Below are 21,077 nucleotides of genomic sequence, written 5' to 3'. Positions count from 1 at the left end.
CTCGTGCTCGTTGCACCACGATCCGCTGCCATCCTGCCGGTGACAAGGCGCGGCGATCGTGAGCGTGCTCCCCGGATCGACCGATGCGGCTGCGGGAGCCGGCGCTGTCGCCAACCAAATGCACTGGGCCGGCAGCTCACGAGCGGTCGGCGGTCGGCGGCCCGGCGCGAGCCCGGTTTAGGGGGAGCAGGTTGGGAGCAGCGGGGTGCCATGAACGGCCTTGAACTGCGTCCAACGGCATCGAACGGCGCTCAACTGCACCACCCCATCCTGCGGCTCCATGTTGCCGCAGGTCAGAGTCGGTGCGGCGTCCTGTTTCCCGCGGAGTGCTCAGCGGTTCTGCGATGCATTCGACGGTGCTCTATGTCGCCTGGTGGGGGAGTGTGCGCAGGTCAAGGCGGTAAGGAGCCGTTGGGTGGCCTGGCCTTGCAACTGGGAGCAGATTGGGTGCAGGTTGGCGAAGAGGTCTCCACGCCCGAAGTGCTCACCGACGCCGGACAGAGACGAGGGGCCTTGACCTGCGGTGATCGAGGTCGAACGGTGCGGCGTGACCTCCCAGTAGAGCTCGAAGTGGTCAGGCGTGTTGTTCCGGGATGGCTGGCGCCGGACGGTGTCTCAGGTCGCCTAACGCCACCCCTGTAGGTCTGCTGTAGATCGATGTGAAGCATTGCGGGGAGCCTGCTGGAGTCCGTCACGGTTCCGTCATCTGAGACGCCAATCCCACGGACAGCGCCGTGACCAGGCCCTTCAGTCTGGAGACGTCTTCGGCGTCGCCGAATTGGTGACCCGGCTGGGGATCGTGATCACCGTGGGTGCCGTCGAGCGGAGCTCTGTCCTGACACGCCTGCTTTGTGGTTGCAGGATGTGATCATCTATTGACGTTCTGTTGGTTGGCCCCTAGTTTTCGATCACTCTGCTTCGGGGTTGGCGTTGGAGGACACTGTGGACGGTACGTTCGGGGCTTCTAGCGTTTTCCCCTTCTGGGTGCGGGTATTGCGGCGTGGCTCGCTGGCGGCGGTGATGCTGTTGGTGCTGACGTTGTTGCCATTCGTGCCTGCCTACGCTGCCCAGGCTTCATCCGGTGCACCGAAGGACCGGTCGGTGCCGGTCAAGCCGCTCGGCAAGCGTAAGCCTGATGTGGCGCAGTCGGCGAAGGAGCTGTGGAAGCCGGAGTCGGGTTCGTTGCCGGCTGGCGGTTCGGCAGTGGTGGAGGTCCTGGGGCAGGCAGCGGCGCGTACGTCCGCGATGCCCCGGGTGGGTGGGCTACCGGTTCGTGTAGCGAGCGACGCGTCTGCCTCACCTGACTCGCGAGGCGGGGCTTCCTCGCCCGGGACTGTCCGGGTCGAGGTGTTCGACAAGGCGAGAGCCGAGCGGGCGGATGTGCCGGTCCTGATGGGCATCGGCCGCGCGGACGGGCAGAACGCCGACGCTCGCGTGCGGGTGGAGGTCGACTACTCGGGAATTCGCGGTACTTTCGGCGCCGCTTGGGCTTCCCGACTGCAGTTGGTGCAGTTCACCGACTGTGAGGGGGAAAGCAACGAAGAGCCCTGTACGTCGATGACCGTTCTTGCTGGTGACAACGACGTAGAACGTGCTGTGGTGTCTGGCAGCGTGAAGCTGGACCAGAATGCGCCGACCGATGCGGCGTTGCGTGCCGGGGCGGTTGAGGGCAGCTCCGCCGCGGGTGCTGTCGTTGCGCTCGTCGCGGGGGCGTCGAGTCAGACGGGCACCTTCACCAGGACACCGCTGGCGTCGTCGTCTTCGTGGGCGGCCGGCTCGCAGTCGGGCGACTTCTCATGGTCCTACGACATGGAGGTTCCGCCGTCCGCCGGTGACCTTGATCCCGAGGTTGGGCTGAACTACTCATCCGGGCGAGTGGATGGACAGACCAACGGCGAGAACACGCAGACGTCGTGGGTGGGCGAGGGCTGGGACTACCAGGCGGGTTACATCGAGCGGTTCTATCGGCCCTGCAAAGACGATCTAGAGACCTCGCCGACTTACTCCAACGCCACCTCTGACCTGTGTTACCGCGACCATAACGCCACCCTGGTGCTTGATGGTGAATCGACGGAACTGGTCCTCGACGACGCTAGCGGCACTTGGCGCAAGTCCGACGACGACGGCACCCGGGTTGAGCTCCTAACGGGCGGACTGGACACCCGTAACTGGAATGACGAACGGTGGCGGCTGACCACGCCAGACGGAACCCGCTACACCTTCGGCTTGAACTGGATCGACAGCCGAGAGACCCACTCCGTGCAGGGCGTGCCGGTCTTCTCCAACCACGCGAACGAGCCGTGCTACAAGGCGACCGGGTTCACCGCATCGTGGTGCCCCATGGCCTACCGCTGGTACCTCGACCTGGTCGAGGAACCCACCGGGGACGTCATGTCGTTCTTCTACAGCAAGGAATTCAACACCACCGCGCGCGCCGGCAACGCCAGCACGGTGACCCAGTACGACCGGTCAGCCACATTGGCTCGAATCGAGTACGGCTCACGTGGGTTCCCGCAACCGGCCACCGCGGCGATGCAGGTCCTGTTCAACACCAAGGAACGCTGCTTGTCGTCCTGCTGGTCGGGCACCAACCCGGTGACGGCCAACTGGCCCGACACCCCCTGGGACCTCAAGTGCTCAGGCGCGCCCTGCAGCATCGCCTCACCGACGTTCTGGAGCGAGCGCCGGCTGGAGTCGATCGTGACTCAAGTCCGCACTGGTAGCTCGTACACCACGGTCGACACGTGGTCTCTGACGCACCAGTTCCCCTCCACCAACGAGAGCACGGCGCTCACCTCGCCGAGCCTGTGGTTGGCGTCAATCACGCGAACGGGCGGCCACGGCACGGCCACACAGTCACTGCCGTCGGTGACGTTCGGCGGTTCCCGATACGCCAACCGCACCGACCACAACGTTGCTGCGGGTGTGCCACTGACAAACAAGTACCGAGTCACCAGGGTCGCGACCGAGACGGGCGGTCAGATCGATGTCACGTATGAGGGGTCGGACTGCACGGCGACCAGCCTGCCAGCCGATCCGGCGACGAATACCAAGCGGTGCTTTCCCCAGTACTACACCCCGCCGGACAACGTCGCTGGCTGGGCGTGGTGGAACAAGTACCGGGTGACTCAGGTGGTTGAGAAGGACCTTGTCGGCGGGTCACCGGACATGGTCACCTCCTACGCCTATGCCACCTCCACACCGACCGGCGGCTCATCGAGCGCGGTCCTGTGGCACCACAACGACAATGCCTGGACCGCACAGTTGCCACACCGGTCCTGGTCCGACTTCCGCGGCTGGCCAGTAGTCACCGTCACCGAGGGCGCCGCGGGTGGCACCCAGTCGCAAACCCGCTACGTCTACTTCACCGGCATGCACGGTGACCGCACGGACGCGGGCGAGAACACCCGCTCCGTGTCGATCACGGCGTCGGACGGCTACCCGGTGGCCGACTACGACAGCTACGCGGGCATGCTCCGCGAGGAGATCCACTACGCCTCCCCGGGTGGGCAGGCCCTTGTCCGCAAGATTCATGGTCCGTGGCGGCACCGCACCGCCCTTCGGGTGGAACCGCCGGGGTACGCGCAACCCTCAACCTTCGAGGCATGGTTTGCCGAGTCCCGTGTCCTGCACACCTACGAGTGGATCGCCGCGACCGGCATCTGGCGCCAATCAGAGCTGTACCACAACTACGACACGACCTACGGCAGCGTCACGACGACCACCGACAACGGCGACACGAACCGCTACGGCGACGAAACCTGCACCACCTACACCTACGCCCGCAACGTCACGCCGACGACGTTTATGGTCGACTACCCGGCCGAGGAACTCGTCAGCGACTGCACCGCATCGCCGGGGCCCGCCAACATCCTCGGCGGCACCCGCACCTTCTACGACGGATCAACCAACCCAGGGGCACCTCCGAGCCTGGGTTTGGAAACCCGCGTCGACGAACTGGCGTCCTACACGTCGTCCACACCTAACTGGCTCACCACCGAGACCAGCACCTACGACGCGCACGGCCGCATCCGCACCGCCACCGACGCACTCGGCTACACCACCACCACGACTTACACTCCGGCGGCCGGGAGCCCGGTGACGGCAGTCACGGAGACCAACGCCGCCGAACACTCGACCACCGACACCCTCAACCTGCGCGGGCTCCCCGTCACCTCGACCGACCCGAACAACAAGATCACCACAGCCCAGTACGACCTGCTCGGCAGACTCACCAAGACCTGGCTGCCCGGCCGCTCCACCACCGCTAATCCCAACAGCGAATATATCTACACCGTGACCAAGGCCGCGCCATCGACAGTGCAGACCAAGGCCCTCGGCCCCACCGATAAACAGATCAGCTCCGTCGAGATCTACGACGGCTTCCTCCGCCAGCGGCAAACTCAGACCACAGCGCCGGACGGGAAACGCGTCATCGCTGACGTTCGCTATGACTCCCGCGGCCTACTCGTGCAGGAATCGGCCTTCTACAACGATGCCAGCGCGCCCACTGGCACCCTGGTGACCTTCGCTGACGCCAACGTGCCCACCCAGCGTCGCTACACCTTCAACGGAGCCGGGGAACTCACCCGAGACGCCCTCTGGTCGATGAACGCGGAAAAGTGGAACACCACCATCGCCCATGACGGTGACCGCGTCACCATCGATCCACCGGCCGGCGGTATCCCCACCACCCGCTTCGAAGACGCCAACGGGAACACCACGCGCCTGCTACAGCACCTAGGTCAGGCACCGAGTGGTGCAGCGGACGAAACAAAGTACTACTACGACCCACTCGGCCGACTCGATTTCGTCATCGACCCGGTCTTCAACGGCTGGCTTTACACCTACGACCTCCGTGGTCGCCTCATCCACACCAACGACCCTGACACCGGTCAGAGCACCTACGGCTACGACGACCGCGACCAGCTCACCACCACCACCGACGGCCGCGGTGAGGTCCTGTACCGCGACTTCGACGCTCTCGGAAGGATCACCGAACTCCGCGACGACACCGAAACCGGCCCGCTGCGCGCGTCCTGGACCTACGACACCCTCGCCAAGGGCTTCCCCACCTCATCCACGCGCCATCACAGCACCGGCGACTACACCCAACAGGTCACCGGCTACACCGACCTGTACCAGCCCACCGGCCGCACCAACACCATCCCCGCCAGCCAAGGACTACTCGGCGGCACCTACGCCACCGGCTTCGGCTACCACCCCGACGGCACCCCCGCCACCACGACCCTGCCCGCGAAGGGCGGACTCCCCGCCGAAACCGTCACCTCCACCTACACCGACCACGGCTACCTCGCCGGCGTCACCGGCCTCGACACCTACCTCGCCAGCGCCCAGTACTACTGGCACGGCGGCGTCAAGCAACAGATCCTCGGCTCGGGAACGAAGCGCGCCCGCCTCACCACCACCATCGAAGACTCCACCGGGCGACTCACCAAGTACGGCGTCGAAACCGAGAACCCCACCACCCCTGACACCTGGAACGAGAAACTCACCGAGCGATACACCTACGACGACAACAGCAACATCACCGGCATCGCCGAGACCAGCGGCGCCACAACCGCCGCCAACCAATGCTTCGGCTACGACTACCTGCAGCGACTCACCGAAGCCTGGACCACCGCCGCCGCGACCTGCCAAAGCACACCCAGCCAGACCATCGTCGGCGGTGCGGATGCCTACTGGCGCTCCTACACCTACGACCAGACCGGCAACCGGCTCAGCGACACCCGACACAGCGCATCTGGCGACACCACCCGCAGCTACACCTACGGCAGCGCCACTCAGTACATCCCACACGCCCTCACCGGCATCACCACCAACGGCGGTGGGCCCACCACCACCTCCACATACGACAACGGTGGATACCTCAAAACCCGCACCAGCACCGGCAAACCCAACCAAACCCTCAACTACGACGCCGAAGGGCACCTCGCCACCCTCACCAACGGCGCCACCACCCACAGCTACGTCTACGACCCCGAAGGCAACCGCCTCATCGCCGACAACCCCGGCACACAAAAAACGCTCTACCTGGGCGACACCGAATACCACCAAAGCAGCACCGGCCAAGTCACCGCCACCCGCTACTACCCCAACGCCGTGCGCACCACCACCGGCGGCCTGACCTGGATGGCCGCGAACCACCACGGCACCACCGAACTCGCCATCAACGCCACCACGCTCACCGCCACCCGCCGCCGACTCACCCCCTTCGGCGAAGACCGCAGCGCGACACCACCGTCCTGGCCCGACAACAAAGGCATCGTCGGCGGCACCAACGACCCCACCGGATACACCCACCTCGGCGCCCGCGAATACGACCCCACCACCGGACGCTTCCTCTCCCCCGACCCCCTCATCGACTTCGGCGACCCACAAACACTGCACGGCTACGCCTACGCCAACAACAGCCCCATCACCTACTCCGACCCCGACGGACTCGCGCATATTTCTCACAACGGAGGCGGCATCCGCGGCGGCGGGGCGGCTCTCGGCAGTGGCGGGTCCTCCCTCGGGAAAGTGCTGGCGAAGTTGTTTGGTAAGGGCTCTAAGAAGAAGCCCCCAAAAAAGGCGCCATGGGCAAAGCAGACGAAACAAACCGGCGCTAAGCGCATGAACGACCGCAATGAGATGGCCGACGTCAAGAAAGCCATCCGCAACAACCCAAACAAGAACAGGGTCACCAAACCTAAGGCCAAGCCCAAAACGGCCCCCAAGCCCCGACCCAAGCCCACCACCAAACCCAAGGGCAACCGCAGCAAGCCCAGACCCGCCGCAAAACCAAAGCCCAGACCCGCCAGCAAGAAACAGGCCCCGAAAAAAACAGGAAAGGACAATCTTCGGCCTGGGAACAGTCCTGCGGCGTCGCAGGGTACAACTATTCACAATGCCCCTGGGTGGCGTGAGAATCTTGATTCATTGGGCTACCAAGGTGGGCGGCGTCTTGCGAGCGGCGACGTGCCTGATGGTTTCACCGACGACGGTTTTCCTGTCGAGCTCAAGCCGGATACGGGGAGTGGGATGCGGAAGGGCACTCGCCAGCTGAGGCGCTACATGAACCAGATGGGTGTAGACTACGGAGAGCTGTGGACCTATAAGGTCGGCAGCAATGGAGATGTTACATTTCGTCTCGCGGCGGTGCCGAAGAGTCCACATCGATGGTTAAAGTGGTAAAGCGCATGGCGAAGCAACTTTCGATGAGCCGAGTTTTCGACATCGCGGTAGGGGTTGGTGTAATCCCAGAGTCCGCCACGGTGGATCGTCGGGGGCGGGCTACATGGTCGTCGGACGAGTTCGCGCTGGTGGCGACGCTGGAGCGGCTATCCGACGGCCGGATTGGCTGGCATTTTTTCGTTGGCGACCTCAAGTTTGGCCCGGCATTGTCCAGTTTCGGTGGTTTGTCGGTCGCAATTGATCCTGCGGTAGATGATGCTGTCGACTGGCCAACCGTGGACGACTCAGTCGAATATGCTGAGGAGTTCTTGCATGGCGGCATCGGGGCTGCCCAGGGATTCGTTGTGGATCGACTTGATCTCGCGCGGCTAATTGCATCAGAGTCGGATGTGCTGCGGGGGAATCTGACTACCTGGCTTCCCCTGTCTAACTATCCCGCACGACTCGTCCAAGCATTGATCCTTGCCCGTGATCTAGGGTCGACCGAACTCGAAGCGGAGATTGAGAAAAAGCTAAGGTCTGGGACGCTGTTGTTACCCGGTGGGCGAGAAGTCGATATCGCAAGTTCTGCAAAGCGCTGGGCTAAACAATACGCGAAGGCTCTCGGTCGTGAGGTCCCGGTCTAAGGGACGTCTCGTAACTGGGTGGAGGCGTTACCCGGTATCAGGCTGGTGGTCAGCCGGTGAGGATGATGTTGTGCAGGTTGGCGATGCCGGAAGCGGCGTCGGCCAATGTGTGGCCGGCACGGCGGTAGTCGCGCAGGATCTTGAAGCATTTCATCCTGGCCAGGGCGTGTTCGACCCCTGCCCGGACGGTCCGGTGCTCCACGTTGAGGGCCTGCTTCCAGTCCGGTAGTTCGCTGCCGTCGGAGGGCTTGCGGTACGGCATGATCACCTGCGGGTTGCCCCGGTAGCCGCCGTCGGCCATGACCGGCCGCCCGTCCAACTTCTGGTCGATGCCCGAGGTGCGGTAGACGATGGTGTCGTTGCGGTTGCCGGGCTGTGGGTCGCCGACGGCGATGACCAGGCGGGTGCTGGCGTCGATGGCGACTTGCAGGTTCGTCGAGTACCGGTAGTTCTTGCTCCGGGCGGCCAGGCGGTGATCGCGGGTGGGGACCAGCGTCCCGTCGACGATCGCGATCTGCTCGACAGGCCGCTTACGCACCGGCGCCAAGGCCAGCAACGGCGCGAGGGTGTCGATGACTCGGTGCGCCGCGGAATGCGACACCCCGAACAGCGGGCCGATCTGGCGCATCGTCAGGTTCGTGCGCCAGTAGGTGGCCACCAGCAACACCCGGTCGGCCAAGTCAAGGGCCCATTGCCGGCCCGGCCGGCCATCGGCGATGCCGTCACCGCCGCGCTCAGCGACCAGCCGGAGCAACTTACGGAACTGGACGGGCTGCAGCCCTGTGAACGGGAAGATCCACTCAGACCGGGCGGCGGTGATCACCTGCACCCGAGCATCCTGCCCGATCATCCTCAACGGACAGACGCCAGGGTTACGAGACATCCCTTAAGAACTCCTAATACTCTAACTGCAGTAGGCGAATCGAGTTCGACTCGCGTCCGTTGGTATGTCTGTGACCGAGGTTGATGTTGATCGGTGGCATGGGGAGTTGGACCGGCTGCGATGATGATGCCTGCCACCGTCAGCATCCGACATCCGGATTTGCCGCCGACCGTGCGCGTCGGTGCCGAACGCCCGTCACCCTTCGGGTCTGCCAGCGGCGGCGTGTTCAGGCGCAGGTGTCTCCTGTCCTGCCGCGTTGAGGCCGCTGACGTAGGGCGGTTCGAAACTTTCTATCGGTGCGAGAACCGTCCTATACCATCGGCCGATGGACGATCTAGCCCTCGGACTGCGAAGGCTTGATGCGGCGGAGACGAGGCGACAGCTCGTTGACGCTCTGTGGAACCTGCGTGATTCGGGCCTACGACAGTCCTCAGCTATGGACTGCCCTGGCACCGGACACGCTATTTCAAGCACTGGCGCAAGAGCTGGAGCAGGCGCCGGATGACAGCGGCGAACCCTCGGTTCACGTCTTGGCACCTGCTCTTGAGAAGGTGCTCGGCCCTCGGCCACCCGGCTAGAGCTCGGCAGCTGTGAGCGACAACGACGCCCGAGGCTGTCGAGATGGTGCGTGCATCTGCCCCTGACAAGGCCCGTGACTCTGCTCCCCGATCCACCGATGCGGCTGCGGTAGCCAGCGCTGGTGCCAGCCAAAGCACTGGGCCGCCGGCTCACGATCGCTTCGCAGCCCGCTGTGAGCCCGGGTTCAGGGGGAGCAGATGGGGAGCAGCAGGGTGCCCTGAACGGCCTTGAACTGCGTCCAACGGCATCGAACGGCGCTCAACTGCACCCACCCCTGCCTGCGGCTTCACGTTTGCGCAGGTCAGAGTGGGTGTGGCGTCCTGTTTCACACCGAAGAGGTCGCTGGTTCGATACCAGCATCGCCCACCCTTAGTTTTGGCAGGTCAGAAGCCCGTTGCGGAGTCATCGGTAACGGGCTTTGCGGTATCTGCTGCTTACATTGGGAGCAGATTGGGAGCAGCGCGGCTGGTTCTCGGTTCGGGCCGCCATGGACCGCCCCGCTGAGTGAGCTGATTTGCGGTCCGAGCGGGCCTGCTGGCTGGTTGAGGAGCACCGGCGCCCACATCACGAGAGGGTGCCCCCGCGCTGTGGCTCACGGGCTGACTGATGGCCGCCGGTCCGGTGATCCGCCCACGCGCCGGTCCACATTGCGAGGTCGCGTACCCAGCGCTCGGTGTTCTGCCGGGATTTGGCCGCCCACTTCGTTGCGTTTTTTGACGCGAAGTCGTCCAAGACCTGACGGTCAGTCGCGGTCCATGCGGGAAGCTGGGTGAGCCACTGTTCTGCCTGCTCGGCGGTGTGGCCGCTACCGATCAGCCATGGGACGAGCAACGCGAGTTCGACCCATGCGGCGGCCTTGGTTGCCCACGCCCAGTCCACGATGCGTAGGCCGAGTGGTGTCACGATCAGGTTCACCGGATTGAGGTCAGAATGGATAATTGTCCCGCCGTCCATCGCCGGGTGCGAGAACCCGAGCCGGGCTGCCGGGGTGAACCACATCTCGCCGGGCGCCGGCGTCTTCTGAAGTGTTGTCAGTGTGGCTAGGAGCAGATTGAGATCCGGGCTGCCGGGAGACAGGTCGGGGTGGGGGCCGGCAAGGTGCTCGGTCCCCACCACCAGCCAGCCATCGGATTCGAAATGCCACAGGACTGCGGGCGGGTGCCGGTCGATGGTCCGGGTTGCCACCAGTTCGTAGCGCAGCGACCGAACGCTCAACTCGCCGGAGGACGCCTTGACGAAGACCTGTCCGGCCGGTCCGGTCACCGTCGAGGCGATCTCAGCGTGGTCGCCGCTGGAAGCCTGGGCGACGTCAAAGGTTCCGCCGACCCGTGCGGCGATCCCTGCCGTGACACTCTCGGGCAGAGCGGTCCAATCGCTACGCATCGGTTCTCTTCTCAGCTACTTCCTCGGCTGAGGCGGGATTGGCGGACCGCAGGGCTCAGCCTGGCCACCCCAAACTTCGATGTCGACCCGGTAGTCGGTCTCATGTCTCGTCCTGGCGAGTGGCGGATGGGTCATGGTTGCAGACAAAAAGGGCGTCTTCGACGACACGGTGGATCTCTACGATCTCGTCGACGAGGCGAACAAGTGCTCGTGCAACGGACCGAACAAGACGGCCACTACGAGCGTGAGGCGAAGGCCGACAAGCCGGTCGGCCGGACGTCGAAGGAGAGTGGCGCAGAGATCACGAGTTGTTACATGGTGGTTCAGGACAGGTGGGGCGGTGTGCGATCGATGTACCCGATTCCCTGCAAGGACTGAGCGTCGACGACCGTAAGGTTGGCCGGCCTGGGTGTGCAATGTCCTGGCTGGCCATTTCGCGAAGGAGGCGCGGCTGTGGGGTTCGATGTGTATGTCGAGAACCAGGTGCACGAGCAACGCTATGCCGGCGTGGAATTGGGCTCCTCGCTGGAACGCCTGGTGGCGGCGAGCGACAGGGAGCGGCACCACCTGGTGTCGAGGATCGATTCCTACGGCGACACCATGATCAACCTGATCCAGCTGCCGCAGCTGACCGCGGAGCTGGACGAGATCGCGAGCCGCAGACCGGAGCTCCGGGTTGACGTGCAGGCGCTGGGGGTGCTCATCGAGGAGGCGACCCGGGCGCGCGGATATCTCTGGATCTCCGGTGACTGAGTGGGCCTGCTGCTGATGGCGCAACTACCGATCATGGTCAGCTGTCCCGAACACGGATGCCTCCTGCTGCCGCAGGCATCGCCGTGCGGCACTACGAGGGCTCCCCGAGCCCGCGACCATTTTCACCAGCCGGAGCCCGATCAGCTCCATGCCCACGAACAAGTCCTCCCGACAAGTCTGATCGCCTCCCGTCGCGGAAGGGCCTCGCTGTTGGCAGGGCACGATACCGCCGTCTGCTAGGGCCATGAGACCCAACCTGGGCAACATGTGCTTCACACGTGGGGCCAGAGCATCACGGCAATCCGCGGGCCGGCGCGAACTGCAAATGGGGGAGCAGTCGGGGAGCAACAGCACGCCCTGAACGGCCTCGAACTGCGCCTAACAGCGGCGAACGGCGCTCAACTGCACCCACCCCCTCCTGCGGCTTCACGTTCCCGCAGGTCAGAGTGGGTGCGGCGTCCTGTTCCCGCTGAGTGCTCCGCGGTTCTGCGCAGCGTTCGGCGAGGATTTATGTCGCCTGAAAGGTGAGTGTGCGCAGGTCAAGGCGATAAGGAGCCGACGGGTGGCGCGGCCTTGCATCTGGGAGCAGATTGGGTGCAGGTTGGCGAAGAGGTCTCCGCACCCGACGTGCTCACCGACGCCGGACAGAGGCCAGGGGCTTTGGGCTGCGGTGATGGAGATCGAGCGGCGCGACTCCCAGCGGATACCGAAGAGGTCAAGCCCTCCAGCCTCCCGACTGGCTGGTGCCGGCTGTTGAACCTAGGCCTGCCGGCGCCAAAGACGGGACCAGCCCGCATCGATGCACGGCTCTGGCTGTCGTCGCGGTGGCCTCGGTACGGGTCCCGCGAGCTGAGACCCAGATCCCACTGGCGAACCTCTAAGCAGGGCTTCCTGAACGGTGACCTCTTCGGCGAGCCCGAAGGCGTCAGCGTCAGCGCCCCGCGGAGGCGGCAGGGCGGTGTCCGCTCAGGCGGATGAGCGGATGTTCGCGGTGGTCGCGATGGTCAAAGATGTTGGCCATGAGCCACGAGCACCACACCTTTCACAACCCTCCGTCGGCAACGCCCGTCGATGTGCGGAGGGCTCTCGACCGCAACGACATCGTCGGGGTCACGGATGCCATGGTCGGATGCGCGTTGTACGGCGACGGCGACTGGAAGGCGTCGCAGGAGCTCTACCTAACTCTGCTCGATCACCCTGACCACCAGGTGCAGGCGCTTGCAGCCACTTGTCTGGGGCACCTCGCGAGGGTTTACGGTCAACTCGACGAAGACCGGGTAGTCCCCGCACTCCGCCACGTGCGCGCCAGGCCTCACGTCAGGGGGACTGCCGGCAACGCGCTGAAGGACATTGAGGTCTTCTTGCATCCTCGGCGTGCGCGCTGGCGTGGGCGCCTGTGGCGACTTGTACGACCGTGGACCTGGTTCTAACGCAGTTCGGCGCAAAAGTCTTCAGCAGTCACGGACCCGGGTGCAGGCAGGACATTCAAGTTCACTGTTTGCCGTCGACCGGGTGTCACAGTTCGTCAGGAGCAGTCCGTGCAGCGAACACCAGGCCCTGCCGATGAGCGGGGGTCCCATCGACGTATCTGCTCGCCAGGCGCTGGCGATAACGGCGTGCCGTAGATCCTCGGGATCGTGCGCGACACTAGGCTCGTGGATCAACGGCTGAAGGTGCTGTGGTCGCGGCTTCTGCACCTGCGTTCGAGCGCGGCGGCGTTGGCGGCGGCGTCTGGTGTCCTTGTTGTAGCGGAGCGGCACTCGCGTCTTGTTCGACTGGACCCGCAGAGCGGGGCGCCGTTATGGGAGCAGGAGGTTGAGGACTGCTGGGGCACTACCGTCGTCGCGGGGGACCGCTGTCTTTATCTGAGTCAGGCTGGTGTCCTGCATTGTTTCGACGTGCACAGCGGGCAGCGGACGTGGTCGACACCGAAGCTGCGCCTGCGCCACTACATCAGTGTCAGTGGATCCGTTGCTTTTCTGGGCGGGTGGCGCGGCTATCGTCCGCTGATACGGGTGGATCTGACCAAGGGCGAGCTTCTTCCGGGCCAGTTCCCGGGACCGGCGTCGGACAGCAGTTTGGCCTGGCCGCTGACCGTACGACTGGACCCGGCGCCGGGCTGCACGGCCGACGCGATCCTCATCGCGACTGCCAAACAGGCGACACTGCTGCTGCTGGACGCTCGGACCGGCGTTGCGAGGGGTGAGTGGTCGCTGCCAGCGCCGGTGCACTTTCCCGATTCCGGCATCGACTTCACCGCCAGCGAAGACGGCCGTATCGTCTTTCTCAGCGGTAGGCGCACCGTCATGGCCCTGCATCTGGCCAGTGGCGGCATGGAGATCCTGTGGCGGCACGACCGTGACCTGCCATCGCTGCCACTGCTCCTCACCGGTCGGACGCTGTGGCTTGCTGAAGACGCCGGGGTTACGATCATCGATCTCGACCGCAGTGCCCGTACCGAGGTGACGCACCTCCCGCACGGTGCTACCAGTGAGGGTGTCCCCGTCTGGGGAGGTGCACTCTTCGCCCGCGCCGGTAACCAACTCATCATGGTGAACCGGGCCGGGGAAACCGCCGGTTGCGTGCGACTGCCGGCACGCATCGACCGGATACTTCCCGACGGTCGATCCCTGGTACACGCCATCGGCAAAGGCCACCTCACCACGATCGACATCTCGACCACGCCGACGTGAGCACAGCTCCCGCTCGGCATCCGGATTTGCCGCCACCCGTGCCTGGCACCCTCCGAACCATCACCCCTCGTGGGTGCGCCCAGGCGGCTTCAGTCCGGATCCCCGCATCGGACACCGACGCTTTCTATCTCCCCGCTGCGAACCAGCTCTCGGATCGCTATGGTCATGGCCGACACGCCCGGTTCCGGCACGATCAGCTGGTCAACGCCCCAGAAGTAACTGCCGTTCGCGACTTCGCCGGTCTTCTTCCAACTCGCAAGCAGGCGGCGGACCTCGTCGACGGTGAAGATGGTCAGGGCCCAACTGGAGCCGTCAGGAAGATCGACGAAGGCATCCACGTTGGCTAGAGACTCGTCGGTGTCCGTGTGGGGATTGAGAAGGAACCGTGCCACGAAGGTCGGTTCCGTGATGGTCACGTACGGATCGGTGTTGCCCATGAACGCCCATCATGCCGCACCCAAGTCGAACGTCATCGAGGGATTGTGCGTGCAGTGCGGTGTAGGTCCGGCGTTGGTCGAGGCGGCTCCGGGGATTCGGGCTTGTCAGGCCGTCAGGCAAGTGCCGAGGCGCTCCAGAGGCGAAGTGCTCGGTAGCGAAGCGGCTGGGAGAGTTCGCGCGAGTCCTTCATGTCGGCCAGTACGCCGCGCAGATCCCGGGTCGGCCGGCCGGCGTCCAACCAATCGAGTGCCAGTGTCGGCCAGTGCACTCCCCATGCGGTGAGCGCGAACCGCACGAGGGCGGGTAGCGGTGTGTCGGCTATCGACACGTCAGCCAACTCCGCACTGACGTCGCTCGGGGTGCGCTCCAGCAGTGGCAACAGCCACACCAGCCGGTCGGCGGCCAGGTAGACCAACCCGTCGGCAGCGCCATGGATTAGCCAAGTGCCGACACCATCCCGCACGAGGAGCAGGCCGTTGCTGATCCTTAACGTCAAATAGGGACCATCGCCGGCGGAGCTCATACCCAACACCCTGCTATGCCTTGGTATGGCGCGGCATCCGAGAAGACGGTCGGTTGTCACCGTCCTCGTCGGCGTTCTCCCGCGTGTCGATGCCGAAGTCGACGAGTCAGAAGCTGTTACTTGACGGCCTTCAGTTCATGGGGGAGAGCCGGCCTGTCTCGTCGCCGTGGGCGTTGAAAAGCACGAGAACATTGCCGTCGAGACCGGCTCGTCTGGCCGTAGTGAGCCATTGGTCGATCGGTACGCTGTCGGCGCAGAACGCCAGGTCAGGGTTCTGCACATCCGGCCGAACGGTTCAGAGCAACTCGAGGATTATGCCTTCGTTGGACCCGCTGCCGCCTGGATGGTGGTCGTGGATGATCTCGACGATCATGTCGAACAACGTCTGCCCATGGCCATGCTGGGCGTTGCTGCTTGCGGAGCGAGCGGTCTGGTCCGCCTGCCGCTACAGGGCGGCGGTCGGGTAGCTGATCGCGGCGATGTCCTTGCTCAGGTCAGCGAGGGTGAGTTGCGGGTTCAGGGCTTGTATCACGGTGTCGGTGAGCGGCAGGTGAGCGACGATGTGCTCGACTGCGGCGCGGTTCAGCTCAACCTCGTATTAGTCGCTGGCGAACTCGATGTACTGGTCGACGATGTCGTCGAGCAGGATTTCGAGCATGCCGGAACCGTCCGGCCCGGTGTCGTCGTACGGTCCTTGCAGTGGTGGAAAGCTGATGCCGTCGCCGGCGTGCCAACGGTCGTCGTCGAATAGCCGCCACAGCACGGCGGTCGCGATGAACTGCCCGTTCTCATCGCAGAAGGCGGGTTCACCCACCTGCGGGCATAGCGCGGCGGGGATGCCGTCAAGCAGACCCGGCCACAACTCATGGTCCGGGTCACCGTAGGGCGACATGGCCGACTCATGGTCAAAGACCCGGATGAACGCTCCGTCGACGGTGAACACGACGGCCCACTCGTCACCACTGCCGTTGCTCATCAGCGCCGCCTCGTCCGGACCCCATGCCGAGGTATAGGCGTAGTACGGTGCTCCACCATCGACGGTTCTTTCCAGCACGGCCAATGCTTTGCAGCGCTGCCGCAGCCGTCCGATGGTCGGCAATCCGGCGGCGATGTCGTACACGGTCACCGGCTGACCCTACTGGCACCGCGGCGGCGCAGATCACCTGCATGATCCGGCTGCTGCAGGCGGTAGGCGGTGGAGGATCATGTTGGGGATGGGCAGTGTCGTGGAGGTGCGGAGTCCGGTCGACGTTGCGCAGCTCCGTGCCCGGCTGGGGGATGCGGATGTCGTCCAGTTCCAGGAGCCGCTCGCCGAGGCGGAGTATCGGTCGGTGGCCGCGCTCCTGGGGGATCATCCGATGGTTCCGCTTCGGGTCTACGGGTTCGATGACGACTTGGCGACGCTGCGGTTCCTGCGTTGGTTTCCACATGTTCGCCGGTTCAGTGTCGCGGGCCTGTGGCACCTGACCGATCTGGCCCCGTTGGATCAGTTGAGCGCTGGTGTGGAGTTCCTCGATATCGGCGAGATCCGAAAGCCTCTCGACCTCGCTCCGGTTGCCCAGTTTCGTCGGCTTCGCCGGCTGAGGATCGTCGAGCACCGGCGTGGGCTTACCGAACTGCTGCACGCCAATCCGCGTCTGCGGGACCTGTCGCTGTGGCGGCTTCCCGTCGACCACATCCTGCCCGTCATCGCCCTGCCACACCTGCAGGCATTAGCGCTGACCCTCGGCTCGTTGACGAACAGCGAATGGCTCGCCCAGCTCCCCACACTCCGCTACCTGGCACTGCGCCGGGTTCGAAAGCTCAACGACCTCACCCCGGTGACACAACTGCCGGCCTTGCAGTGGCTGTGGCTGGAAACGCTCACCGTCGAACGGCTTCTGGACTTCGGCTCCAACACCATGCTGACGCGCGCCGAATGCCTCGGGTTGCGTCACCTAGGCCACCCGACAGCCCTTCAGGGCCTCGCCGCGGCACCGCAGTTGCGGGAGCTTGTGGTCGCAGCGCCGTATCTGCCAGTCGACGCGCTTGTGCCCTTCGTTGATCACCCGACGCTCGAACGCGCCGAGATCGTGCTGGGCAGCCAACAGTGCGACCGCGACGCCGATTACCTTCTGCGGCTGCCACCACCACATCCGGACACGCAGTTCGCCGCGATGCACGAGCTGACCCGCATCCTGTAACCCAAGCCCCTGCAGATGGCGGCGGTCGCCTGTGCGCTGACGCAGCCCCAGAATTCCTGCACTGACCAGCAAAGCCCGGACTCGTCGCGACGGTCCGAAGGCTTCCGGAGCCACCGGATCGGTAACTGGGGTAGTCAACTGAGACACCGATTCCACCCGGTGGTGCCCTAACCAGCGCATTCGCTGTGACGACCACTTCGGTGAGTCCGAAGGTGTCACGAGCCGCCCTTGGCCCCGGAGACTTTCCGACCCCTCAGGCCGGCCTTGCCGGCAGGCGGGGGCCTGCCGTGATGCGCGCGCCGCATCCCCACCACGGCCTCGTCGCGCGGGACGAGGCGTTCCGGCGCTTGAACGGGTTGTCAAGGTGAGCTCGCGCCGACCCAGCCGAACCCGACGACCGCGGCCGTGCTCACCCCGAAGGCGAGCAGCGGGCGGCCGGCGAACCCGGAGAGCGGCATCCGGGACAGGGCTAGGAACAGGGCGGACGGCAAGCATCGCAAGATGGAACACGAACCGGCCGAGCACCGACGCCACCGCCTCGCCCAGCAGGCCCCAACGACAGGCCGCTCCTGGATTACCGCAGCGCGCTGAAGAAGGCGCGCAGGTCGGCAGCGAGCAGGTCGGGCTCTTCCTGGGCGAAGAAGTGGCCGCCGACCCTGGGCTCGTGCCAGTGGGTGAGGTTGGCGTAGGTGCGTTCGGCGAACGACCGGGGCAGGCCGGCGTCCTCCACGCTGACCGTGATACCGGCGGGTACGGCGACCATTGGCAGATGTGGGGCCAGGCGGTCGTCACGGTAGGGCCGGAAGGACGTGCCGATGCAGTTGGTGACCCAGTACAGCATCACAGTGGTCAGCAGCTCGTCGAAGCCGAACCGGCGGGAGATGTCGCCGCCACAGTCGCTCCAGCGCTGGTACTTCTCGATGATCCATGCGGCCAGTCCGGACGGCGAGTCGCTCAGCGCGGCCGCAAGGGTGTCGGGCCGTGTTTCCTGGAGGATTCCGTAGCCCCAGTCATCTTGGGCCTTCGCGTCGAGCATGGCGATAAACGCCTCCTCGGCTGGGCTGAGGTCGCCCCTGCGGTCCGCTGGCGGGAACTTGATGTGCTGCGAGAAGACCCCGATGACCCGATCTGGGTGGCGGGCGCCGAGCCACGTCGACACGCCGGACCCGATATCGCCGCCGTAGGCGCCGAAGCGGTCGTAGCCCAAAAGGGTCATCAGCTCGGCCCACACGTCCGCGACAGCCGCCTCGGTCGTCGGGCCCTCGGCGAGTGGACCGGAGAAGACGAAACCGGGCAGGCTCGGTATGACGAGGTCGAAGTCTGCGAGCCGGGACACCAGGGGCAGCATCTCCGTGTACGTGCTGGGCCAGCCATGGGTCAGGGTCAGCGCCGTGGCGTCGGGCGATGCCGAGCGAACATGAACGAAGTGGACCGGCGTGCCTCGGACCGTGGTGACGAACTGAGGGTACCGATTGAGGGCACGCTCGACCGCACGCCAGTCGAATCCATCGAGCCAGTACCGCACCAGACCTGCCAGGTACCCAGGGTCGGTGCCGGCGGCCCACGGCTCTCCTGGGGCGGCTGGCGCGAGCCTTGTCCGCGAAAGCCGAGCTCGCAGGTCGTCCAGGACGGCTTCGGGCACATCGATGTGGAAGGGCGTCACCCGATCATGATTCCATCGCAAGGAGTCACTCGGCAGCCGCCCGAATGGGCAGGCGGGTGGCCTTTCTGCTTGTGTACAGCAACGGAGTCAGTGACCGAGTGAATCCCGCTGGGCGTCGCGTGTCGTGGACCTGCCGGTGCCACGTCGGCGGTGACGGCGGCTGCGGCGCCGACCGGATCGTCGTCACGGCTCCCGACGCGGAGACCAGGGTGTCCAGAACCACTGGTCAGCGTCTCGGATCCCCCAGGTCACCCGCGCGACCGGAGCATCAAGCGCCCGCGCCACAGCCACGATCGAAACGGCCACGATCCAGTCCGGCGGCCACACGGTCGTGGCCGCCGGTCCCGCACCCGGCACGGCAACCTGCCCTGCGGTACGTGGTCAGGCCGACCCCGTATCGCTTCCGTACTGTCCGGGGACCTCGTCAGCCCACCTGCCGCGGTGCGGGAGGTGAGTGCCGAAGGCGCGGCGGTGGTAGGTCAGGGGCCGAGCCCGGACCGGGTGCGCGGAGACCACCTCACCGAGCAGGATCATGTGGTCACCTCCTTCCACGAGCCGGCTGACTCGACAGACCAGGAAACCCGCCGAATCAGGGAGGCGCGGCACACCACCTTCGGGATGCCAGGGCACGCCGTTGAACTTGTCCGCCCCGCCCTTATGGGCGAAACCGATGGCGAGAGCGGACTGCTCGCTGGCGAGCATGTTGACGCCGAAGCAGCCACTGGTGCGGACGACGGCCAGCAGATCGGAGTTCCGGCTCAGCGAGATCAGGATCATCGGCGGGTCCATGGAGAGCGAGGCGAAGGCGCTCACGGTCGTCCCGTGGGGTCGACCGCACGACATCGCGGTGACGACCGAGACCGGCGTACAGACATGGGCCATCACCTCACGGAAGTCATCCTGGAAGGGCGCAGGCCCCTCCGCGTCAGCACCCCCGCCACGCCCCCGCGGTGCCGCGTCAGGAGGCCTTGCCACGCGCGTCCGCGCCGTATGGCGGCTCGTCGATGGGCGTCAGTGTGACCGGCTTCCTGTTGAACAGCCGCTCGCGCATGTCGCCGTCCCAGGCGAGGAACCGGCCGTCCATGCCACCCGCGCTGGACAGCCAGACCGGGTCGCAGAACCCCTGCAAGCCGAGTTCGGTTGTCATGGTGCTGCCGAACAAGGCGTCGACATGGTGGCTGATCCAGGCGACGGCCGGCCCCACACCGTATTCGTTGATCAGGTTGCGCAACTCCTCCGGATGTTGCCGCCCCCAGCGCTGCCAGTACCTCAATACATCAGCGAACTGGGTGATCCGGAGTTCGCCCACGGCGATGGCGCGCTCGAACCAGCTGTCCCGGAAGAGGTGCAGCACCACGAAGAGGAACGCGTAGCCGTCGCCGAGCGTCGGCAGCACGTGCCGTGCGTCCGGCCCGACCCGGGTTTCCCCGGCGCTTCCCATCACCTCGGCCATCGGAAGCTGCCAGGCACTGCCGAACCAGGTGGGGCTCAGCGCCACGTCCACCTTGTAGACAGGAATACCGGATTCCGGGTCAACGCGGTGGAAATGGGGAACGTGATCCGGGTAGAGCCGGTACATCAGCAGCGTCTCCCGGGGAAGCTTGACCAGGCCGCCGAGGTCCGGATCGAAGGTCTGCTCCGGCAGGTAGCCAAGGCTTTCCAGCACCGCACGGGCATCGGGGACGTTGTCGGGGTGCAGCATGAGGTCCACGTCTCCGAAGCTGCGGACACCGAGGCCGTCGTAGAGCGACTGCTGCAACACGATTCCCTTGTTGAACACCACCGGCACTCCCCGCTCGGCGAAGCCTGCGGCGATGTCGAGGCTCTCGGCACGCAGCTTCTCCACCTTGAACCGGTTCCATGCCAGCGACCCGTTCAGCAGGTCACGCATACCGATGGGCAGTGTCGAGTTCAACGCGGCACTGCTGTAGAAGTGAGCCAGCGCCGGCACCATCTTGTGCCTGGCCGCCAAGGCGATCAACAGGTCCGGGTCGTCCAGGTCCTTCGCCAGGCCGGTCGCCTGCTCGAACCAGGAATCCGAATAGTCGGTGACCGCCACCGACTCGAGGAGCCGCCAGACGTTCCGCTCACTGTCGCGGGCTTCGTGCATTCGCCATCTCCTTCTTGAACAGCTGTCCGACTCGTGCGGCCCGGAT

15 protein-coding genes are annotated in these 21,077 nt (G+C 65.3%); 6 read left to right on the top strand and 9 right to left on the bottom strand.

The genetic code is table 11. From position 1 onward, the window contains the following. The first annotated feature begins 942 nt into the window (after positions 1-942). Complete coding sequence (locus tag FBZ33_RS19910; RefSeq protein ID WP_141910243.1) at positions 943-7,197, top strand: RHS repeat-associated core domain-containing protein; 6,255 nt, start codon at positions 943-945, stop codon at positions 7,195-7,197. 5 nt (positions 7,198-7,202) lie between these two features. Then, positions 7,203-7,823, top strand: a complete 621-nt coding sequence (locus tag FBZ33_RS19905) for a hypothetical protein (RefSeq protein WP_141910242.1) — start codon at positions 7,203-7,205, stop codon at positions 7,821-7,823. Between the two features lie 49 nt (positions 7,824-7,872). Here the strand turns inward: FBZ33_RS19905 and FBZ33_RS19900 are convergent, their stop codons facing one another. Both FBZ33_RS19900 and FBZ33_RS19895 read right to left on the bottom strand, forming a co-directional pair. Continuing rightward, positions 7,873-8,652 (bottom strand): transposase family protein, encoded by a 780-nt coding sequence (locus FBZ33_RS19900; RefSeq protein WP_141910241.1) that lies wholly within the window; start codon positions 8,650-8,652, stop codon positions 7,873-7,875. A gap of 1,197 nt (positions 8,653-9,849) precedes the next feature. Next, a complete protein-coding gene (locus FBZ33_RS19895) occupies positions 9,850-10,668 on the bottom strand; it encodes an aminoglycoside phosphotransferase (protein ID WP_141910240.1) in 819 nt (272 codons plus the stop codon). Positions 10,669-11,121: 453 nt separating this feature from the next. Here FBZ33_RS19895 and FBZ33_RS19890 point away from each other — a divergent pair, with 453 nt between their 5' ends. The 3 genes from FBZ33_RS19890 (at position 11,122) to FBZ33_RS19880 (ending at position 14,114) form a co-directional block, all read left to right on the top strand. Beyond that, positions 11,122-11,421 carry a hypothetical protein gene (locus FBZ33_RS19890; RefSeq protein WP_141910239.1) on the top strand — a complete coding sequence of 100 codons (300 nt, stop codon included), beginning with the start codon at positions 11,122-11,124 and terminating at the stop codon, positions 11,419-11,421. Positions 11,422-12,440: 1,019 nt separating this feature from the next. Continuing rightward, entirely contained in the window at positions 12,441-12,851 is a 411-nt protein-coding gene (locus FBZ33_RS19885) for a hypothetical protein (protein WP_255508969.1), read from the top strand. A gap of 225 nt (positions 12,852-13,076) precedes the next feature. After that, positions 13,077-14,114, top strand: a complete 1,038-nt coding sequence (locus tag FBZ33_RS19880; RefSeq protein ID WP_185755359.1) for a PQQ-binding-like beta-propeller repeat protein — start codon at positions 13,077-13,079, stop codon at positions 14,112-14,114. Between the two features lie 89 nt (positions 14,115-14,203). On the opposite strand, the gene FBZ33_RS19875 is transcribed toward FBZ33_RS19880, so the two are convergent. The 3 genes from FBZ33_RS19875 to FBZ33_RS19865 all read right to left on the bottom strand — a co-directional run bounded on the left by FBZ33_RS19875 (position 14,204) and on the right by FBZ33_RS19865 (position 16,201). Next, positions 14,204-14,551, bottom strand: coding sequence for a hypothetical protein (locus FBZ33_RS19875; protein ID WP_141910237.1), 348 nt, complete (start codon positions 14,549-14,551; stop codon positions 14,204-14,206). Between the two features lie 113 nt (positions 14,552-14,664). Beyond that, entirely contained in the window at positions 14,665-15,075 is a 411-nt protein-coding gene (locus tag FBZ33_RS19870; protein ID WP_141910236.1) for a hypothetical protein, read from the bottom strand. A gap of 598 nt (positions 15,076-15,673) precedes the next feature. Then, entirely contained in the window at positions 15,674-16,201 is a 528-nt protein-coding gene (locus FBZ33_RS19865) for a hypothetical protein (protein ID WP_255508968.1), read from the bottom strand. An 88-nt stretch (positions 16,202-16,289) separates the two neighbouring features. Between FBZ33_RS19865 and FBZ33_RS19860 the strand changes: the two genes are divergently transcribed. After that, a complete protein-coding gene (locus FBZ33_RS19860) occupies positions 16,290-17,258 on the top strand; it encodes a hypothetical protein (RefSeq protein ID WP_141910235.1) in 969 nt (322 codons plus the stop codon). A 359-nt stretch (positions 17,259-17,617) separates the two neighbouring features. On the opposite strand, the gene FBZ33_RS33445 is transcribed toward FBZ33_RS19860, so the two are convergent. The 4 genes from FBZ33_RS33445 to FBZ33_RS19840 form a co-directional block, all read right to left on the bottom strand. Next, positions 17,618-17,749 carry a hypothetical protein gene (locus tag FBZ33_RS33445; RefSeq protein WP_255508966.1) on the bottom strand — a complete coding sequence of 44 codons (132 nt, stop codon included), beginning with the start codon at positions 17,747-17,749 and terminating at the stop codon, positions 17,618-17,620. 83 nt (positions 17,750-17,832) lie between these two features. Then, positions 17,833-18,921 carry an epoxide hydrolase family protein gene (locus FBZ33_RS19850; RefSeq protein WP_141910234.1) on the bottom strand — a complete coding sequence of 363 codons (1,089 nt, stop codon included), beginning with the start codon at positions 18,919-18,921 and terminating at the stop codon, positions 17,833-17,835. 381 nt (positions 18,922-19,302) lie between these two features. Continuing rightward, complete coding sequence (locus tag FBZ33_RS19845) at positions 19,303-19,803, bottom strand: flavin reductase family protein (protein WP_141910233.1); 501 nt, start codon at positions 19,801-19,803, stop codon at positions 19,303-19,305. Between the two features lie 76 nt (positions 19,804-19,879). After that, the gene (locus FBZ33_RS19840; protein WP_141910232.1) at positions 19,880-21,031 is read right to left on the bottom strand and encodes a nucleotidyltransferase family protein; all 1,152 of its coding nucleotides are present in this window, start codon (positions 21,029-21,031) and stop codon (positions 19,880-19,882) included. Between the last annotated feature and the right edge of the window lie 46 nt (positions 21,032-21,077).

It is taken from the genome of Micromonospora sp. A202 (assembly GCF_006715105.1).
Taxonomy (GTDB): Bacteria; Actinomycetota; Actinomycetes; order Mycobacteriales; family Micromonosporaceae; genus Micromonospora; species Micromonospora zamorensis.
Note: the sequence above shows the minus strand (reverse complement) of the source record. Positions and strands in the feature narration are given on the sequence as shown.

Coding starts and splice junctions, on each gene's coding strand:
- FBZ33_RS19905 (WP_141910242.1), top strand. CDS start 7,203: ATGGCGAAGCAACTTTCGATGAGCCGAGTTTTCGACATCGCGGTAGGG.
- FBZ33_RS19895 (WP_141910240.1), bottom strand. CDS start 10,668: ATGCGTAGCGATTGGACCGCTCTGCCCGAGAGTGTCACGGCAGGGATC.
- FBZ33_RS19885 (WP_255508969.1), top strand. CDS start 12,441: ATGAGCCACGAGCACCACACCTTTCACAACCCTCCGTCGGCAACGCCC.
- FBZ33_RS19875 (WP_141910237.1), bottom strand. CDS start 14,551: ATGGGCAACACCGATCCGTACGTGACCATCACGGAACCGACCTTCGTG.
- FBZ33_RS19870 (WP_141910236.1), bottom strand. CDS start 15,075: ATGAGCTCCGCCGGCGATGGTCCCTATTTGACGTTAAGGATCAGCAAC.
- FBZ33_RS19860 (WP_141910235.1), top strand. CDS start 16,290: ATGGGCAGTGTCGTGGAGGTGCGGAGTCCGGTCGACGTTGCGCAGCTC.
- FBZ33_RS19845 (WP_141910233.1), bottom strand. CDS start 19,803: ATGGCCCATGTCTGTACGCCGGTCTCGGTCGTCACCGCGATGTCGTGC.
- FBZ33_RS19840 (WP_141910232.1), bottom strand. CDS start 21,031: ATGCACGAAGCCCGCGACAGTGAGCGGAACGTCTGGCGGCTCCTCGAG.